Here is an 18,007-nt window from a genome sequence, read left to right on the forward strand (position 1 = left end):
TGACTCTGCTCACAGGTTGACGCTACGCGCCGGTGTAATGGCACCGTAGTCATTCACGCTCTGCCAGGAGAGCGTGCCTCTCGCACCGGCTGGCAGTACCTGCTGTGCCGAGTTTTTAGGCGCAACCATCAGGTTATCCAGCGTCTTACCACCCAGCTTCATGTTGACCAGGGTGATGTAATACGGAGACGCGTTGCTGACTTTGAGGTGGTTGCCAGTACGCTCAAAACGCAGCTGGGAGAGCGCCTCTTCCGGCTGCATCGCCAGATTGTTCGGGCGTACAAACAGTTTGATACGCGAAAGGATCGCCAGCTGCAGCACGTTATTGTTTTCCGTTTTCTCCTTGTTCACTGACGGGATCGCTTTCACGTTCATGTAAAAGAGCGATTCGCGGTCGGCGGGCAGCGTCGGTCCGGCGTAAATAATACGCAGCGTGTTTTCGCTGTTTGGCTCACTCACAAACAGGGGCGGTGTGACGGCAAAGGTTTTTTCTTTTTGCCCGTTCGCATTTTCGATCCACGCGTTGATTAAATAGCGTTCTTGTTTGTTGCTGTTAGTGATCGCCAGCGACGTTTGCTTCGCATCTGCCGGATAAATAACGCGCGTGGCCCCCAGCGCAATACCGCCGGAAGCATTCGCGCAAGCAGAAACCATCATCAAAATAAACGATAAAAAAAGTCCTGGTTTAATTCGGGTATTCATCACAACCGTACCTTTAATAATGTGTTCGCAGGTGTTATGGATAAATCAACGTAAACCAGACATCCGACTGAATATTGCCTGGCATGAGATGTTCGGAAATAGCCCGATAGCGGGCGCTAAAATGAAACGCGAGTTCACTGGTATTTACCGGCAACCAGCTGACGGCAGTGGCATTTGGGATAATCTGACGTTGTTGTTCGTCAAAGAGCGCCAGCCCCACACCGCTGCTGACAGGTGTTTCACCTGGCCGCGATGTCGCCAGAAAAACCTGCGGATCTTCTGCGGGTGTGACGCCCTGAAACTGGATCCCCACGGTGCGCGAGACATCAACGCTGCAATCCAGTAGCCGCACGGTGAAGGGCACATTCACCGTGGAAAAACTGCCCACCCCGGCAAATGAATTGGTTCGATACTGTCCCATGTCGATGCGCATATTCTGGCTGTCGGGCGCCACGGCGCAGCCGCCGTTCACCAGCTCACCTCGGAGGTGAACTTTCCCGCCTTCGATCACCACAGTATGTGCCGATGCCTGGTTAGCCATCGCAAGGGTTAAAAGCAGTAGTGCTCCCGTTTTTGTCATCCTTCGTTCCTGGCATTAGCGTATGACGGCCTCGTCCCTGAGGCCTGGACATCCCTGTACGAATTATTCGTATTTCATAACGAAGGTGGCGTCAGCGTTTGCCTGGCCTGGCTCGGTGGTCGCAGCCGTTGATTTATAACGCGCGGTGAATTGCAGGGTGTTCGTTCCTTCGATCAGGTTCTGCGCAGCAGAGAAGGTTGCACCGTCTGGGGTCAGAACGCTGGATTTACTGTCGAGGATCTCGATACCCACGCCTTTCGCGGTGTTGTCATTGTTACCGGAAGTCACTGCCAGCAGGGTTTTGTCAGTTGCATCAATCTGACCGGTGAACGCAACAGCAGCGGTTTTTGCTACCAGTGGATCGCAATCGTTCAGTTCAATGTTGAATGGGATGTTAGAGGTAGTGTCGCCCACTTTAGTGAATTTCGCGGTACGGTACTGACCGAGATTAACAGTCTGCTCGGAAGAATCGGTATTTACTGAACATGCAGCATTAACCAGTTCACCTTTAAAATGCACAGTACCGCCATTTACGGAAACCGGATCTGCATGAGCGGCACCCGCGACCAGGGCCAGAGTTGCAATAACAGAAGAAGCAATGTTGCTGAGTTTCATGTCTATTCCTTTAAAATGTAAATAACCCTTCCCGCTAATAATCGGGAATAAGAAATATGTTCAATTGTTGAATTGAAAGCTTATTTCGGAGGAGACAAAGTAGCTCAGGACGCAGTTTTTAAATATGTCAAAACGCTGCCATTTCTCCAGGTCACATCCTAATCCCGCCTAAGAAATTGACCATCCATCTGGAAGGGTTTTTACGCCCTACTGATGAAAACTCGCAAAGGGTGACTGACAGCGGCGCTCGCTTCTGACAAAATACAGGCAATCCCCCTTTCAAACGTTACAGACGGAATCCTCTTTCTGATGGCAGCAAAAATTATTGACGGTAAAACGATTGCGCAGCAGGTGCGCTCTGAGGTTGCGGAAAAAGTGAAGGCGCGTAAAGCTGCCGGAAAACGCGCCCCTGGGCTGGCCGTTGTGCTGGTTGGCAGCAACCCGGCATCACAGATTTATGTCGGCAGCAAACGCAAAGCGTGTGAAGAGGTGGGCTTCGTCTCCCGCTCTTACGATTTGCCAGAAACCACCAGCGAAGCAGAACTGCTGGAACTTATTGACACTCTGAATGCCGATAAAGAGATCGACGGAATTCTGGTTCAGTTGCCGCTGCCAGCAGGCATCGACAACGTGAAAGTGCTGGAGCGTATCGCACCGGATAAAGACGTTGACGGTTTCCATCCGTACAACGTTGGCCGCCTGTGCCAGCGTGCACCGCGTCTGCGTCCATGTACGCCACGCGGTATCGTGACGCTGCTGGAGCGTTATAACATTGACACCTACGGTCTGAACGCCGTGGTCATTGGTGCCTCCAACATTGTGGGCCGCCCGATGAGCATGGAACTGCTGCTGGCCGGCTGCACCACTACCGTCACCCACCGTTTCACCAAAAATCTGCGTCACCACGTAGAGAACGCCGATCTGCTGATCGTTGCCGTCGGGAAACCGGGCTTTATTCCAGGTGAATGGATTAAAGAGGGTGCGATTGTCGTGGACGTCGGAATTAACCGTCTGGAAAACGGCAAAGTCGTCGGTGACGTAGTGTATGAAGATGCTGCGGCACGTGCCTCTTACATCACCCCAGTACCGGGCGGCGTAGGCCCGATGACGGTTGCCACATTGATTCAGAATACTTTGCAGGCATGCGAAGAGTACCATGATGTAGAGGACGCGTAAGATGGCGACATTTTCATTAGGAAAACACCCACACGTTGAGCTGTGCGATCTGCTGAAGCTGGAAGGCTGGAGCGAAAGCGGCGCGCAGGCGAAAATCGTGATCGCCGACGGGCGAGTAAAAGTCGACGGCGTGGTGGAAACGCGTAAGCGCTGCAAGATTGTCGCGGGACAGACCGTGAGCTTTGAAGGACAGAGCGTGACCGTTACGGCCTGAGCCATTTGACGCCCTCACCCCAACCCTCTCCCAGCAGGAGAGGGTTAAAAATCCCCTCACATCCATCACGGTTATTTATCGATCAACTTCAAATAATCACTATTTCCTCTGTTGAATAGTGAAAATTCAGTTGCGCGTTTTTCACACTTTGCCCACGATAAGTAGAACGTTCTACTAAAACGTTCTACTTACAATAACAGCGCTAAAAAAAGCGCTACTCGGGGGAAATCAGCATGAGTCTGATATCAGGGTTTGTTAAATCGCTGTCTAAGTTGTCTATGATTGGTCGCGCCTTGATGCTGCCAATTTCACTGCTTCCCGCTGCGGGCCTGTTGCTGGCCTTCGGCGATAAGTTCCACCTGCCGCTGATGATGAACGCAGGCGGGGTTATTTTTGATAACCTGCCGATGCTGTTCGCCATTGGCTCTGCCGTCGGTCTGGCGTCTGAATCCGGTATTGCTGCGCTGTCTGCGGCGGTATCGGTATTTGTCACGAATATCACCATTAGCACCGTGCTGAGCATCACGCCGGAAATGGCCTCTCAGGGCGGGAAATACGCCATGGTGGTCGGCATCCCGACGCTGCAAATGGGCGTCTTCGGCGGCCTGATCTGCGGTATTCTCGCGGCCTGGTGCTATAACCGCTTCCACACCATGCAGCTCCCGGAGTTCCTGGGCTTCTTCTCCGGTAAGCGCTTCGTGGCAATTGCAACGGCGTTCCTCTCGTTCCTGATGGGGCTACTGCTGCCCTACATCTGGCAACATATCCAGGCCGGTATCGACGCGCTCTCCGTGATCGTTAACGGCGATAATCAGGCGGCGTCGACCTTTATCTTCGGTCTGGTGGAGCGCGCGCTGATCCCGCTCGGACTGCACCATATCTGGTACCCGTCTTTCTGGTATTCGTTTGGGGATTACACCACCCAGGCAGGCCAGGTGATCCACGGCGACCAAACCATCTGGTTCAAGATGCTGGAAGAAGGGGTCAAATCCTTCAGCAGCGACACCTACCAGAACGCCGGTAAGTTCATGCAGGGTGAATTCCCGCTGATGCTGTTCGCGCTGCCTGCGGCGTGCCTGGCGATGTATCACGAAGCCCATACGAAGAATAAGAAAATCGCGGCCGGTATTCTGTTCTCTGCGGCGTTGACCTGCTTCCTGACGGGGATCACCGAACCGGTTGAGTTTACCTTTATCTTCGTGGCACCGATTCTGTACGTCTTTAACGCCATCATGGCGGGCCTGGCTTATATGACCATGTATCTGCTGCATGCGCATATCGCCAAGTCGTTCTCCGCGGGCTTTATCGACTATCTGTCATTCGGGATCCTGCCGTCGTTTAACGGTTACAAAACCAATTTCCTGAACGCCATTATCATCGGCATTCCAATGGGCCTGATTTATTACTTCACGTTCCGCTTTGTGATCCGTCGTTTCGACGTGAAAACGCCGGGCCGCACTGAAGTGACAGCCAATGCGGATGAGAAGTCAGATTCCGAACTCGCGACCGAGATCATCACCCTGCTGGGCGGAGCGCATAACATCGACTCCGTCGGCGCCTGTATCACCCGTCTGCGTCTGGAAGTGGCAAAAAGCGAGGCAGTTGATAAAGACGGCCTGAACGGACTTGGCGCGCGCGGCGTGGTCTTCGTCGGCGACAACGGTATTCAGGTGATTTTCGGTGCCAGAGCACAGTTTATCGCCCAGACCATGTCCACCATGATCGGCAAATAATAAGATGCCTGAACGACACGTCTCCTGTACGCTGGGAGACGTGTTTTATCTGGCTGATAATCGGCAAATTTCAGGGAGCGGTTTTGAAGAAAGTCAGCATTATTGATGTCGCAAAGCACGCGGGCGTTTCGGTCTCAACCGTCTCGCTGGTGTTGCGCCAGAAAGGGAAAATCTCAGAGGCAACGATCGAGAAGGTCAACGCTGCCATCAATACCCTGGGCTATGTTCATAACGTCGCCGCCGCCAACCTTCGCGCCAACACCTCCAATCTTATTGGTCTTATCCTCCGTGACTTCAGCGACAGCTTCTCCATCAAGGTGATGGCGAGCATCGTCCAGGAGCTGGAAAAACAGGGGTATATGGTGTTTCTCGGCCAGCCGCAGAATGACTATGACCATCTTGAGCGCTGCCTGCTGTCGTTTAAACAGCAGGGTGTCGCCGGTGTGATTTACCTGGCTTCTGACACCCGGACATCCACCCTGCCGGAACACATTCGTCATTGCCCACTGCCGTTGGTTGCGGTCTCTCAGTCGTTGCTGGATGAAAAATGCAATCTGGTGATGCGTGATAACCGTCAGGCGGCAAATCTGGCTGTACGTTATCTTATCGAGCGCGGCCATCGCAATATCGCCTACATTGGCGGGCGTGAAGGCTGCCTTATCCGCGAGCAGCGTCTGCTCGGTTTTCGCAGCGCGATGACGCAAAACGGGCTGGTCTGGCGCGATGAATACTCTCCGGCCTGCAGTGATGACACGCTGGCCGCTGGTTTCGCCACCCGCCAACTGCTGGAAAAAAACAACACCATCACCGCCCTGCTCTGCCACTCGCCTGATGCCATGATCGGCTCTATATCAGCGATTCATCAGGTAGGACGTACGGTGGGTAAAGACGTGTTTCTGACGCAGCAGGTCGCGCTGGTCGGTTTCGAAGATATGCTGCACGTAAACCTCACGTCACCGTCATTGACCTACGTCTCCTCCGCCAGTGAAGAGACGGGGCGTCAGGCTGCCGGGTTGATTATTCGCAAGCTGAAAGAGCCGGACTTGCAAACGCAGCGGATTACGCTTTCCGGGCAGCTTATCGCACGCGAATCGGCGTAAAACCAGAATTTAGCACAGGTCTGTTAGCGCGAGATTACCGCTATATTTCCATGATTTGCCATGGATAATGTCAATGCCTACCGTTATTACGCACGCTGCTGTTCCGCTTTGCCTGGGTTTAGGCCTGGGAGCCAGAGTTATTCCGCCTCGTCTGCTGTTCACCGGAATTGTCCTCGCGATGTTGCCGGACGCCGACGTGCTGGCGTTTAAGTTCGGCGTTGCCTACGGCAATGTTTTCGGCCATCGCGGCTTTACTCACTCCCTGCTGTTTGCCTTTGTGATGCCGATACTCTGCGTGCTGATCGGTCGACGATGGTTCAGAGCCAGCCTGACCCGGTGCTGGCTGTTTTTAACCGTGTCATTACTGTCGCACAGCCTGCTGGATTCCATTACCACGGGTGGAAAAGGGGTTGGCTGGCTGTGGCCATGGTCAGACGAACGCTTCTTTGCGCCGTGGCAGGTGATTAAGGTCGCACCGTTCGCGCTGTCACGCTACACCACACCGTACGGGCATCAGGTAATCATTTCAGAACTGCTGTGGGTGTGGCTGCCGGGAGTAGTGCTGATGGGGTTGCTGTGGTGGAGAAGACGTGCGTGCTGATGCCCTCACCCCGGCCCTCTCCCACGGGGAGAGGGAGAAAACCTGACCATTCCCTCTCCCTGCGGGAGAGGGTTAGGGTGAGGGGAAGATTACTTACGGCGCCAGGTGGTTCCCTGCGGGCCATCTTCCAGAATGATGCCCATCTCGGTCAGACGGTTACGCGCCGCATCTGCCGCCGCCCAGTCTTTCGCCTGACGCGCTTCCAGACGCGCGTTGATCAACGCTTCAATTTCCGCCACTTCACCGTCGTCCGCCTGCGCACCGCTTTGCAGGAACACGTCCGGCTCCTGCTCCAGCAGGCCGAGAACGGAAGAGAGCTTACGCAGATGGGACGCCAGCGCATTCGCTGCCGCCATATCCTCTGACTTCAGGCGGTTCACTTCGCGCGCCATGTCGAACAGCACGGAGTACGCTTCTGGCGTATTGAAGTCGTCGTTCATCACCTCAATGAAGCGCGCTTCGAACGCTTCGCCGCCCGCAGCAGGAACAGACTTGTCGGTACCGCGCAGCGCGGTGTACAAACGCTCCAGCGCCGAGCGCGCCTGCTTCAGGTTCTCTTCGCTGTAGTTCAGCTGGCTGCGATAGTGGCCGGACATCAGGAAGTAACGCACGGTTTCCGCGTCGTAATACTTCAGCACGTCACGCACGGTGAAGAAGTTACCCAGCGATTTAGACATCTTCTCGCGGTCAACCATCACCATCCCGGAGTGCATCCAGTAATTAACGTACTCGCCGCCATGTGCACAGGTAGATTGTGCAATTTCGTTTTCATGGTGCGGGAACATCAGATCCGAGCCGCCGCCGTGAATATCGAAATGGTTGCCCAGCTGCTTGCAGTTCATCGCCGAACATTCAATGTGCCAGCCAGGACGCCCTTCGCCCCACGGAGATGGCCAGCTCGGTTCACCCTCTTTGGACATCTTCCACAGCACGAAGTCCATCGGGTTGCGCTTCACGTCAACGACGTCAACGCGGGCACCGGCCTGAAGCTGATCCAGATCCTGACGGGAAAGCGCACCGTAGGTTGGGTCCGTCGGCACGGAGAACATCACGTCGCCGTTATCCGCAACGTAGGCATGACCGCGTGCGATCAGCTTTTCGGTGATTTCAATAATTTCGTGAATATGGTGGGTAGCACGTGGCTCACTGTCCGGGCGCTGAATATTTAATGCATCAAAGTCTTTGTGCATTTCAACGATCATGCGATCCACCAGCGCCACAAAGCTCTCGCCATTTTCATTAGCGCGTTTAATGATTTTGTCGTCAATGTCGGTGATGTTGCGCACGTACTTCAGGTTGTACCCCAGAAAACGCAGGTAGCGCGAAACAACATCGAAGGCGACAAAGGTACGGCCATGGCCAATATGACAGAGATCGTAAACCGTAATACCACACACGTACATGCCGACTTCCCCGGCATGGATAGGTTTAAATTCCTCTTTTTGGCGCGTCATTGTATTAAAGATTTTTAACATCGAAGATTCCATGTAAACACGTGTGTGGGTTGTTTGTTCCCTATAATACCCATAATTCGGAATAGGATCAGCACACAATGCAAGGTGATCGCGTCCTGTGGTTATGCTATAACAAGCCCCTATATGTGACCCGAACACGGGTTGACGCACCACAATAACGGAACAGGATGCAAAAATGGTTACTTTCCACACTAATCATGGCGATATCGTAATCAAAACCTTTGATGACAAAGCGCCTGAAACAGTTAAAAACTTCCTGGACTACTGCCGCGAAGGTTTCTACAACAACACCATTTTCCACCGCGTGATCAACGGCTTTATGATCCAGGGCGGCGGTTTTGAACCTGGCATGCACCAGAAAGAGACCAAAGAAGCGATCAAAAACGAAGCGAACAACGGTCTGAAAAACACCCGTGGCACGCTGGCGATGGCCCGTACTCAGGCGCCTCACTCTGCTACTGCCCAGTTCTTCATCAACGTGGCCGACAACGACTTCCTGAACTTCTCTGGCGAAAGCCTGCAGGGTTGGGGCTACTGCGTATTCGCAGAAGTGGTTGAAGGTATGGACGTGGTTGATAAGATCAAAGCCGTCTCTACTGGCCGCAGCGGCATGCACCAGGACGTTCCTAAAGAAGACGTAGTGATTACCAGCGTGACCATCAGCGAGTAATTGGTGGCGACACTCTTTATTGCGGATTTGCATCTGCAAACAGAAGAACCGGCGATCACCGCCGGTTTTCTGCGTTTTTTACGCGGTGAAGCAAAAAGCGCCGACGCGCTGTACATTCTGGGCGACCTGTTCGAAGCCTGGATTGGCGACGACGACCCTAACCCGCTGCACCGGGAAATGGCTGCTGCCATTAAAGCGCTGGTGGATTCCGGCGTTCCCTGCTACTTCATCCATGGCAACCGTGATTTCCTGCTCGGCAAGCGCTACGCCCGCGAAAGCGGCATGAAGCTGCTGCCGGAAGAGCAGGTGCTCGACCTCTATGGCCGCAGGGTCCTGATCATGCACGGCGACACGCTCTGCACCGACGATACCGGCTACCTGGCGTTTCGCGCCAAAGTCCACACCCCGTGGATCCAAAAAGTGTTCCTGGCCCTGCCGCTGTTTATCCGCAACCGTATCGCAGCCAGAATGCGCGCGGGCAGTAAAGCCGCCAACAGCAGCAAATCCATGACCATCATGGACGTCAACCCGCAGACAGTGGTCAACGTGATGGAAAAGCATCGCGTCCAGTGGCTGATCCACGGTCATACTCATCGCCCCGATGTACATTCCCTTATCGCCAACGGCGAACCGGCCCACCGCGTCGTACTGGGTGCCTGGCACAGTGAAGGGTCCATGGTCAAAGTCACACCAGAGAGTGTAGAGCTGATCGCTTTTCCGTTTTAACTCCTCAAATATCATTCTATTTTTTTGAAAAACATTGGCAAATTGTTCCGATTTTAATCAGCCCATGGTTAGCCTAATATTTATCACATCAGGGCAACACGCCCTATCCCAGATAAATTACTTCAGGAATACGACCATGAAATCCATCAAAACTTTCGTTGCAGTTGCCGCTCTTTCTATGATCTCTTTTGGTTCTTTCGCTCAGAGCGTCAGCGCGAGTGCTTCTACCCTCGACCGCGCAGAAGCGAAAATCGCCGCTCAGGCTGCTGAACAAGGTGCGTCTTACAAAATCACCAGCGCACAGGTTAACAACCGCGTATACATGACCGCAGAACTGACCAAATAAAGACACCTGATTGATGAAAACAGACCGCCAGATAGCGGTCTGTTTTGTTATGTCCTGGCGGTCACAACGGCTCAAGTTTTAACCGCGCAACCGTTTTCCTTCCCCGTATTACATGCTATTCTCTGTGCCCTCGAAAGCAGTGTGTTTCGCACCACAGGAGTTTTAAGACGCATGTCTTCCCGCAATAATCCGGCGCGTGTCGCCATCGTGATGGGGTCCAAAAGCGACTGGGCTACCATGCAGTTCGCCGCCGAAATCTTTGAAATCCTGAATGTTCCGCACCACGTTGAAGTGGTTTCCGCACACCGTACACCGGACAAACTGTTCAGCTTCGCCGAAGGCGCTGAAGAGAACGGTTATGAGGTGATCATTGCCGGTGCGGGCGGCGCAGCACATCTGCCAGGCATGATTGCCGCTAAAACGCTGGTCCCCGTTCTGGGCGTACCGGTACAAAGCGCTGCGTTGAGCGGTGTCGATAGCCTCTATTCCATCGTGCAGATGCCGCGGGGTATTCCGGTCGGCACGCTGGCGATTGGTAAAGCGGGTGCTGCAAATGCTGCCCTGCTGGCTGCACAGATCCTGGCGACGCATGATAAAGACTTACATCAGCGTCTGGCTGACTGGCGTAAAGCACAGACCGACGAGGTGCTGGACAATCCGGACCCACGGGGTGCGGCATGAAGCAGGTTTGCGTCCTCGGTAACGGTCAGTTGGGCCGTATGCTGCGCCAGGCGGGTGAACCGCTGGGTATTTCCGTCTGGTCCGTCGGGCTGGATGATGAACCTGAAGCGGTACCGTTCCACCAGAGCGTGATCACCGCCGAGATCGAACGCTGGCCGGAAACGGCGCTGACTCGCGAGCTGGCGCGTCATAACGCCTTTGTTAACCGCGATGTTTTCCCGATTATTGCCGACCGTCTGACGCAAAAACAGCTGTTCGACAAGCTCGGTCTGCCGACTGCACCGTGGCAGCTCCTGTCGGATAAAAGCGAGTGGAATGATGTTTTCGCGATGCTGGGCGAACTGGCCATCGTGAAGCGCCGCGTGGGCGGTTACGATGGCCGCGGTCAGTGGCGCCTGCGTGCAAATGAAACGGCAGAACTGCCGGATGATTGCTACGGCGAGTGTATCGTTGAGCAGGGCATCAACTTTAGCGGCGAAGTGTCGCTGGTTGGCGCGCGCGGGCACGACGGGCATACCGTCTTTTATCCGCTGACGCATAACCTGCATCAGGACGGCATTCTGCGCACCAGCGTGGCGTTTCCGCAGGCCAGTGCGGAACAACAGGCACAGGCGGAAGACATGCTGTCTGCCATCATGCACGAACTGGGCTACGTCGGCGTAATGGCGATGGAGTGCTTTATCACCCCGTCAGGTCTGCTGATCAACGAGCTTGCGCCGCGCGTTCACAACAGCGGCCACTGGACGCAAAATGGCGCGTCCATCAGCCAGTTCGAACTGCACCTGCGCGCCATCACTGAGCTGCCTCTGCCGCAGCCGGTGGTGAATAGCCCGTCAGTGATGATCAACCTGATCGGCACCGATCTGAACTACGACTGGCTTAAGCTGCCGCTGGTACACCTGCACTGGTATGACAAAGAGGTTCGCCCGGGTCGTAAGGTCGGTCACCTGAACCTGAACGACAGCGACACGGGCCGTCTGAGCGCCACCCTCGAAGCCATCATCCCTCTTCTGCCGCCGGAATACGCGAGCGGAATTGTCTGGGCACAGTCTAAGATCAAGTAACACACCTGCGCCGGGGAGTTGACCTTCCCCTTCCCCGGCGTACAATCCCCGCCCATTGCTGCTGAGTTTTCTTCTGGAATAACCATGAACGATGGAACGGACTATCGCGCGATCCTCGCGTCCGATACCCCTTTAATCGACGTTCGCGCGCCGATCGAATTTGCACAGGGCGCGATGCCCGCCGCGCTCAACCTGCCCTTAATGAACGACGACGAGCGCGCCGCCGTCGGCACCTGCTATAAGCGGCAGGGCCCCGAGGCCGCGCTGGCGCTCGGCCATAGTCTGGTGAACGGCGCCACGCGTGAGGCACGGATCAACGCCTGGCGGGAGGCCAGCCTTGCCCATCCTGAGGGCTATCTCTGCTGCGCACGCGGCGGCCAGCGTTCGCACATCTCACAGGCATGGCTGAAAGAGGCGGGTGTCGACTACCCGCTGATCCGCGGCGGCTATAAAGCCCTGCGTCAGACGGCGATTCAGGTCACAACCGAGCAGTCACAAAAACCGATGGTACTTATCGGTGGCTGTACCGGCAGCGGTAAAACCCTGCTGGTTAAGCAACATGTCCAGGGCATTGATCTGGAAGGGCTGGCGCGCCATCGCGGTTCATCGTTTGGCCGCACGCTCACGCCGCAGCTTTCCCAGGCCAGCTTTGAAAATCACCTTGCGGTTGAGCTATTAAAAAAAGACGCTGCACGCTGGGTGCTGGAAGATGAAGGTCGGATGATTGGTTCCAACCACCTGCCAGAGTGCCTGCGCGACCGTATGGTTGAAGCCCCTATCGTTGTCGTCGACGACCCGTTTGATATCCGTCTTGAGCGCCTGCGAGAAGAGTATTTCGACCATATGTGGGCAGATTTTTCTGCGGCTTACGGTGATGAAGCAGGCTGGAAAGAGTACAGCGAGTATCTGCACCACGGCCTGTTCGCCATTCGCCGCCGTCTGGGGCTGCAGCGGTATGCAGAATTCACCGCGCTGTTAGATTCCGCGCTGCTGGAACAACAACGCTCTGGCAGCACTGACGCGCACTTCCGCTGGCTTGCCCCGTTGCTGAATGATTATTACGACCCGATGTACAGCTATCAGCTTGGAAAGAAAGCGGAAAAGATTGTCTATCGCGGAACGTTCGAAGAAATTGCTGAGTGGCTTGATCGCTGAAAAATAAAGCCGGGTGGCGAGGTAAAAGCAAAACGGCAACCAGGGTTGCCGTTTTTAATGTTTGTTCCCTCTCCCCGTGGGAGAGGGTCAGAGTGAGGGCATCAGGCCGCACCCTACAAAACGACTTAGAAGTCGTAACGCAGACGGACCAGGTTCATATCGCCCAGATCGTCGGTGCTGGAGGTGAACACGTGCTCGTAGTCCACGCGGAAACCATAATCCAGCTGGAAGCTGATACCCACACCGTTGTCGATGCGCTGGTAGTTACGGCCGTTCACGTACTCGATGCGATCGCCCATGAAGTAAGGCTGGATGGATTTAACCGCATACTGATTGATTGGGAATTTATACCCTGCGAAGTATTCAATACCCCACGCGTCGCCCGCAAAGTAGTCGTTAACAGACACTTTTTTGGTGGTCAGGAAGTTCTGGTACCAGCCGCCGCCAAAGGAGAAGGTCCAGTTGTCAGGTTTCCAGCTCAGCGCAGTACCGAGGATGTTCTGATCGTAGGTTTTGCTGTCGCCGTTGTCCGGGTTACGCATGTCGGCGCGGGTGTAGTTCCACGCCGTACCCCAGGTCAGATCTTTAGTCAGGTGATAATCCAGACCCAGTGAACCGCCGCCTTTACGCTTGTAGCGCAGGCCGTTGCCCGGCAGGTATTCGCTGTCTTCAAACAGGTAGGATGCATAAATGTCAGCATCGCCAACGGTTTTCTTATATTTCAGCATGTTGCGTGAACGATAAGAACCGTCGTAGTCACCGTTGATACCGTTACCTGGTGCCTGACCGATCATGTCGTAGTCCCAGATATCGGTTTTCACGCCAACCACATCATAGTAAACGCTGTTCTGTTGACCGAAGGTCAGCGTACCCCAGGTATCGCTCTTCAGACCGGTGTACAACATACGGCGAGTAGTGTTGTTCGCGCCTTCTTTGTAGTGGTTGTCCCAGTCGAACAGCGCAGGAATGTTCACGCCCAGCTCGTAGTAGCTTACCCAACTGATGTCATCAAACAGGTAGTAATCGGCTGCGAAACGGAAACGGGTACCGCCGTCGAAGCCATTACGTTTGTAGGAACCTTTGTCGCCATCGCCCGTCATCATGTTGAACTGAGGACGGATACTGCCGCCCACGGTGAAGTTCAGACGGCTCAGTGGATCGCCCGCCTGAGGATCCTGTTTAAGAACGGTGATTTCTGCCTGAGAAGCGAAGGTAGTCAATGCCACTGCCGCGCCGATCGTAACCGCCAGCGCTGATTTTTTTATAGTCATTATTTTTCCTTAATAGACACGCTGCTAAATATTTAGCGGGTGAATATTAACTGGAAATAATCAGTCTGTGTGGACGGTTTTTTAATGTTTTGTGCTACTAAATGAGTGGGTATTATCTTTTTGTGCCATTAAATTACTACGCACCGATATAAAAACCGGTGCGTAATTATCACCACATTGAATCAACTCTCAAACTGGCGGAACAGGGCTTTGCCCTTTAACAAGCGTGTACCGAGCCAGCCTCCACAGAGGGAAAGCAGTACCGCACCAAAGAGAGGCAATGTCAGCCAAAGACGCCAGTCAGGCTCCCATGGGAAGTCGAAGACCTTTGTCTGCAGGACAGCCAGCGCCGTCTCTGCACCAATGGCCGCGACCAGACCCGCCACCAGCCCCAGCAGTGCGAATTCACTCCAGAGTGTCGCCCGCAGCAGCCGCTTACCGGCTCCCAGCGTGCGGTAAACCACCAGCTCCTGATGGCGCTGGCGCATCCCCACCTGTACCTGGGCCAGCAGCAACAGCACGCCACAGATCGTAACCAGCACCACCATCACCTCCAGTGCGCGGCTCACCTGCTCCAGCACCTGTCCCACCTGCTTCAGGATCGCCCCGATATCCAGCAGGCTGACCGTCGGGAATTCCCGGTTAAGCTGCGTCAGCATGCCGTTGCCGTTTTCCCAGCGGAAGCTGGTCAGCCAGCTCTGCGGTTGTCCGTCCAGCGCCCCCGGCGGGAAGATGAAGAAGAAGTTGGGCCGCAGGCTTTCCCAGTCCACTTTACGCAGGCTGGTGACTTTCGCGGTAAAATCCTGTGTATCCCCGGTAAACGTGACGCTGTCTCCCAGCTTAACGCTCAGGCGCTTCGCCAGCCCCTCTTCCATCGACACTTCCCCCACTTTCGGCGGCCAGGTTCCGGCGGTAATGGGGTTATGATCGGGGCGTTTTTCCTGCCAGGTCAGGTTCAGTTCACGGTTAAGCGACTCGTCCTTGTTCCCCTCCGTTGACTGACCGTTGATCTGCGTCAGGCGTGCGCGAACGATGGGATAGAACGACTCAGGAATAATGTGATGCTCCGACAGAAATACCTTCAGCGGCGTGACCTGCTCAGGCGCGATATTGATCAGGAAATAGTTCGGGCTTTCCGGCGGAAGCTGCTGCTGCCAGCGATCCAGCAGATCGCCTCGCAGTACCAGCAGAAGTGCCAACAGCATAAACGACAGCGAAAACGCCGAAAGCTGGCTGAGCGTCGACCAGGGCTGATGCAGCAGACGGTTCACTGCCAGCCGCACGGGAAGCGATTTTACCGTGATTTTTTTCAGAATATTGAGCAGTATCCAGCCCAGTACGCCGCACAGCAGCGCCAGAACAACTGCCCCGGACAGTACTGCCCAAAGCAGAGTGCTGCCCCCCATCAGCCAGGCCAGCAGCCCAACCGCCACCGCGATTATCACAGGAAGGTAGAACTTCAGCGGCCAGACGTTTGCCACGACGTCACGGCGTAAAACACGCAGCGGCTGCGTCGCAATCAACAGCCGGTACGGACGGAGCCCCACCAGCACCGAGATTACCGTCATCGCGCCCATCGCCCACAGCCACGGCCAGAGGCTGGCCGGCGGCAATGCTGCCGGGAGCACCGGTTTCAGCATCACCATCAGCAGTTTTTCGAACAGCAATCCCATTACCCCGCCGGTGAAGGCCGAGAAAAGCAGCAACATCAGCCACTGGCCGACAATCAGCTTACGCAACTGCACCCTGCCCGCACCCAGCGTTTTGAGAACCGCCACCAGATCGTAACGGCTGCGGCAGTAGTGCCCCATTGCGACGGCAACTGCCGCCACTGCCAGCAATAGCGTTAACAGGGCCGAAAGCAGCAGGAACTGCTGAGAACGCTCGAGGGACTTACCGAGCGCTCCCTCGTCCTGCTCCAGCCCGTACCATCGGTGTTCCGGTTTTAACTGCGGCAGAAGCCATTTTTCATACGCGTCAAGCTGGGCAGGCGTGCCGCCAAACTTATAGCGCCAGGTGACGCGGCTGCCCGGCTGTACGGCATTGGTTTTCGCCACATCGGCGGTGTTCATCAGTAATCGCGGCGCGAGCTGGAACGGATTAAACCCGGAGTCAGGTTCCTGAACCACTTCCCCGGCAATTTTCAGCGTAGCATCACCGACATCAATGCTGTCGCCCGTTTTCAGGTTCAACAGCGCCATCAGGCGCGGCGCCAGCAGCACCGTGCCGGGTTTGGGTTTCAACCCTGGTGGGCTGGTTTGCAGTTCGCCATACATCGGGTAGATGTCATCGACGGCTTTGACGCTTGCCAGCTGCGGCGTTTCGCCCGCGAAGGTCATGGTCTGGAAGCTTATCTGCTCCCCGACCTTGAGCCCCCGCTTGCGCGCTTCATCAATCCAGCCCGGCGGAACCGCGCGTGAACTTTGTAGCGCCCTGTCTCCCGCCATAAACTCCCGGCTTTGCTGACTGAGCCCTTTCTCCATGCGGTCGCTGACGCTGCCGAGCGCCAGCACGCACGCTACCGCCAGGCTTAAGGCCAGCCAGACTATCAGCAGCGAGGGCGAGCGCCACTCGCGCCAGAACCAGCGGGCAATCATGCTTCCTCCTGAAGAACACCGTTGACCAGCCGCAGACGACGGTCACAGCGGGCGGCAAGTTGCGGGTCGTGGGTCACGAGGATCAGCGTAGTGCCATGTTCACGGTTGAGCGAAAACAGCAGGTCAGCAATCTTGTCCCCGGTTTTACGGTCAAGGTTACCGGTAGGCTCATCAGCGAACAGTACCTCCGGACGACCGTTAAACGCGCGCGCCAGCGCCACGCGCTGTTGCTCCCCGCCGGAAAGCTGTGCCGGAAGATGGTCGAGGCGTTTGCCCAACCCCAGTTGCTCCAGTAAGTCCTTTGCATGCGCGCGGCTTTCACGGCTATTTTCGCCGCGCAGAAGCGCCGGGAGTTCGACGTTTTCCAGCGCGTTCAGCGTCGGGATAAGCATAAAGGACTGAAAAACAAAACCGATGTGTCGCGCACGCAGCGCAGCGCGCGCCTCTTCATCAAGCTGATGCAGCGGTTGCCCGACAAGGTGGACCTCTCCGCTGCTTCCGTCGTCCAGACCCGCCAAAATCGCCAGCAGCGTAGACTTACCGGAACCGGATTCGCCAATCAGCGCGATGGTTTCAGCGCGTTTGACAACGAGTTCAACTCCAGTAAGGATGGAAAGCTCGTGTTCCCCCTGACCGACGGATTTCTTAAGACGATGAACTTCAACACTGTTTTCCGCTGGCATTTGCCCTTCCTGTTTTTGATTCTGATGACCTTCCGCGCGGCGGCAGCGGACACGTTACTGGTTCTCGGCGACAGCCTGAGTGCAGGCTATCGCATGGCCGCCAGCGCGGCCTGGCCTGCTTTGCTCAATGATAAATGGCAGAGCACAACGCCGGTGATCAATGCCAGCATCAGCGGCGATACCTCGCAGCAGGGCTTGTCGCGGCTGCCTGCCTTACTCAAACAGCATCAGCCGCGATGGGTGCTGGTTGAGCTTGGCGGCAATGATGGCCTGCGCGGTTTTCAGCCTCAGCAAACAGAACAGACGCTGCGCACCATTCTGCAGGACATCAAGGCGGCAAACGCCCAGCCGCTGCTGATGCAAATTCGCCTGCCCGCTAACTACGGTCGTCGGTATAATGAGGCCTTTAGCGCGATCTACCCAAAGCTTGCCAAAGAGTTTGATATTCCGCTGCTGCCATTTTTCATGGAAGAGGTCTATCTCAAACCCCAATGGATGCAAGACGATGGGATCCATCCCAATCGCGATGCTCAGCCGTTTATTGCCGACTGGATGGCAACGCGGCTGGCCCCTTTAGTTAAACATGACTCCTGATTAAGCGGAGATCCTGACAGGTAA

Annotated in this window: 19 protein-coding genes; 12 read left to right on the forward strand and 7 right to left on the reverse strand. The window is 55.4% G+C overall.

Annotated elements, in window-relative coordinates; genetic code table 11:
- Positions 1-9: 9 nt before the first annotated feature.
- The 3 genes from fimC to fimA form a co-directional block, all read right to left on the reverse strand.
- Positions 10-702: a type 1 fimbria chaperone FimC gene (gene fimC, locus AC0XWG_RS01470; RefSeq protein WP_475680312.1), complete on the reverse strand. Its 693-nt coding sequence runs from the start codon at positions 700-702 to the stop codon at positions 10-12.
- Between the two features lie 34 nt (positions 703-736).
- Positions 737-1,282, reverse strand: a complete 546-nt coding sequence (gene fimI, locus AC0XWG_RS01475; protein ID WP_049007451.1) for a type 1 fimbrial protein subunit FimI — start codon at positions 1,280-1,282, stop codon at positions 737-739.
- Positions 1,283-1,345: 63 nt separating this feature from the next.
- The gene (gene fimA / locus AC0XWG_RS01480; RefSeq protein ID WP_028018406.1) at positions 1,346-1,897 is read right to left on the reverse strand and encodes a type 1 fimbrial major subunit FimA; all 552 of its coding nucleotides are present in this window, start codon (positions 1,895-1,897) and stop codon (positions 1,346-1,348) included.
- 309 nt (positions 1,898-2,206) lie between these two features.
- On the opposite strand from fimA, the gene folD reads away from it, so the two are divergent.
- The 5 genes from folD (at position 2,207) to AC0XWG_RS01505 (ending at position 6,721) form a co-directional block, all read left to right on the forward strand.
- The gene (gene folD / locus AC0XWG_RS01485) at positions 2,207-3,073 is read left to right on the forward strand and encodes a bifunctional methylenetetrahydrofolate dehydrogenase/methenyltetrahydrofolate cyclohydrolase FolD (protein ID WP_008499332.1); all 867 of its coding nucleotides are present in this window, start codon (positions 2,207-2,209) and stop codon (positions 3,071-3,073) included.
- A 1-nt stretch (position 3,074) separates the two neighbouring features.
- Positions 3,075-3,287 carry a ribosome-associated protein YbcJ gene (ybcJ, locus tag AC0XWG_RS01490; RefSeq protein WP_023310640.1) on the forward strand — a complete coding sequence of 71 codons (213 nt, stop codon included), beginning with the start codon at positions 3,075-3,077 and terminating at the stop codon, positions 3,285-3,287.
- A gap of 233 nt (positions 3,288-3,520) precedes the next feature.
- Positions 3,521-5,020 (forward strand): PTS transporter subunit EIIC, encoded by a 1,500-nt coding sequence (locus AC0XWG_RS01495; protein WP_128348572.1) that lies wholly within the window; start codon positions 3,521-3,523, stop codon positions 5,018-5,020.
- Between the two features lie 83 nt (positions 5,021-5,103).
- Positions 5,104-6,120 (forward strand): Mal regulon transcriptional regulator MalI, encoded by a 1,017-nt coding sequence (gene malI / locus AC0XWG_RS01500; RefSeq protein ID WP_049007453.1) that lies wholly within the window; start codon positions 5,104-5,106, stop codon positions 6,118-6,120.
- A 73-nt stretch (positions 6,121-6,193) separates the two neighbouring features.
- Positions 6,194-6,721 carry a metal-dependent hydrolase gene (locus tag AC0XWG_RS01505; protein ID WP_475680313.1) on the forward strand — a complete coding sequence of 176 codons (528 nt, stop codon included), beginning with the start codon at positions 6,194-6,196 and terminating at the stop codon, positions 6,719-6,721.
- Between the two features lie 89 nt (positions 6,722-6,810).
- Here the strand turns inward: AC0XWG_RS01505 and cysS are convergent, their stop codons facing one another.
- Positions 6,811-8,196 (reverse strand): cysteine--tRNA ligase, encoded by a 1,386-nt coding sequence (gene cysS / locus AC0XWG_RS01510; RefSeq protein WP_475680314.1) that lies wholly within the window; start codon positions 8,194-8,196, stop codon positions 6,811-6,813.
- 175 nt (positions 8,197-8,371) lie between these two features.
- On the opposite strand from cysS, the gene ppiB reads away from it, so the two are divergent.
- From ppiB to mnmH, 6 genes are all read left to right on the forward strand, one after another.
- Positions 8,372-8,866 (forward strand): peptidylprolyl isomerase B, encoded by a 495-nt coding sequence (gene ppiB / locus AC0XWG_RS01515; RefSeq protein ID WP_475680315.1) that lies wholly within the window; start codon positions 8,372-8,374, stop codon positions 8,864-8,866.
- A gap of 3 nt (positions 8,867-8,869) precedes the next feature.
- Positions 8,870-9,592: a UDP-2,3-diacylglucosamine diphosphatase gene (gene lpxH / locus AC0XWG_RS01520; protein ID WP_134707216.1), complete on the forward strand. Its 723-nt coding sequence runs from the start codon at positions 8,870-8,872 to the stop codon at positions 9,590-9,592.
- Between the two features lie 136 nt (positions 9,593-9,728).
- On the forward strand, positions 9,729-9,938 hold the full coding sequence (locus tag AC0XWG_RS01525) for a YdgH/BhsA/McbA-like domain containing protein (protein WP_028017585.1): 210 nt from the start codon (positions 9,729-9,731) through the stop codon (positions 9,936-9,938).
- Positions 9,939-10,109: 171 nt separating this feature from the next.
- Entirely contained in the window at positions 10,110-10,619 is a 510-nt protein-coding gene (gene purE / locus AC0XWG_RS01530) for a 5-(carboxyamino)imidazole ribonucleotide mutase (RefSeq protein ID WP_028017586.1), read from the forward strand.
- Positions 10,616-11,683, forward strand: a complete 1,068-nt coding sequence (purK, locus tag AC0XWG_RS01535; protein ID WP_475680316.1) for a 5-(carboxyamino)imidazole ribonucleotide synthase — start codon at positions 10,616-10,618, stop codon at positions 11,681-11,683. The genes purE and purK overlap by 4 nt, the downstream gene beginning before the upstream one ends.
- 84 nt (positions 11,684-11,767) lie before the next feature.
- Positions 11,768-12,838: a tRNA 2-selenouridine(34) synthase MnmH gene (gene mnmH / locus AC0XWG_RS01540; RefSeq protein ID WP_049007456.1), complete on the forward strand. Its 1,071-nt coding sequence runs from the start codon at positions 11,768-11,770 to the stop codon at positions 12,836-12,838.
- A 125-nt stretch (positions 12,839-12,963) separates the two neighbouring features.
- Here the strand turns inward: mnmH and AC0XWG_RS01545 are convergent, their stop codons facing one another.
- From AC0XWG_RS01545 to ybbA, 3 genes are all read right to left on the reverse strand, one after another.
- Positions 12,964-14,109: a porin gene (locus tag AC0XWG_RS01545; RefSeq protein WP_049007457.1), complete on the reverse strand. Its 1,146-nt coding sequence runs from the start codon at positions 14,107-14,109 to the stop codon at positions 12,964-12,966.
- 182 nt (positions 14,110-14,291) lie between these two features.
- Positions 14,292-16,706, reverse strand: coding sequence for a putative ABC transporter permease subunit YbbP (gene ybbP, locus AC0XWG_RS01550; RefSeq protein WP_475680317.1), 2,415 nt, complete (start codon positions 16,704-16,706; stop codon positions 14,292-14,294).
- Positions 16,703-17,389: a putative ABC transporter ATP-binding protein YbbA gene (ybbA, locus tag AC0XWG_RS01555; protein ID WP_475680318.1), complete on the reverse strand. Its 687-nt coding sequence runs from the start codon at positions 17,387-17,389 to the stop codon at positions 16,703-16,705. Before ybbA ends, ybbP begins: the two co-directional genes overlap by 4 nt.
- Here ybbA and tesA point away from each other — a divergent pair.
- On the forward strand, positions 17,360-17,983 hold the full coding sequence (gene tesA, locus AC0XWG_RS01560) for a multifunctional acyl-CoA thioesterase I/protease I/lysophospholipase L1 (RefSeq protein ID WP_028017590.1): 624 nt from the start codon (positions 17,360-17,362) through the stop codon (positions 17,981-17,983). The genes ybbA and tesA overlap by 30 nt on opposite strands.
- Positions 17,984-18,007: the final 24 nt, after the last annotated feature.

This window comes from Enterobacter sp. DVT3837, assembly GCF_056238685.1.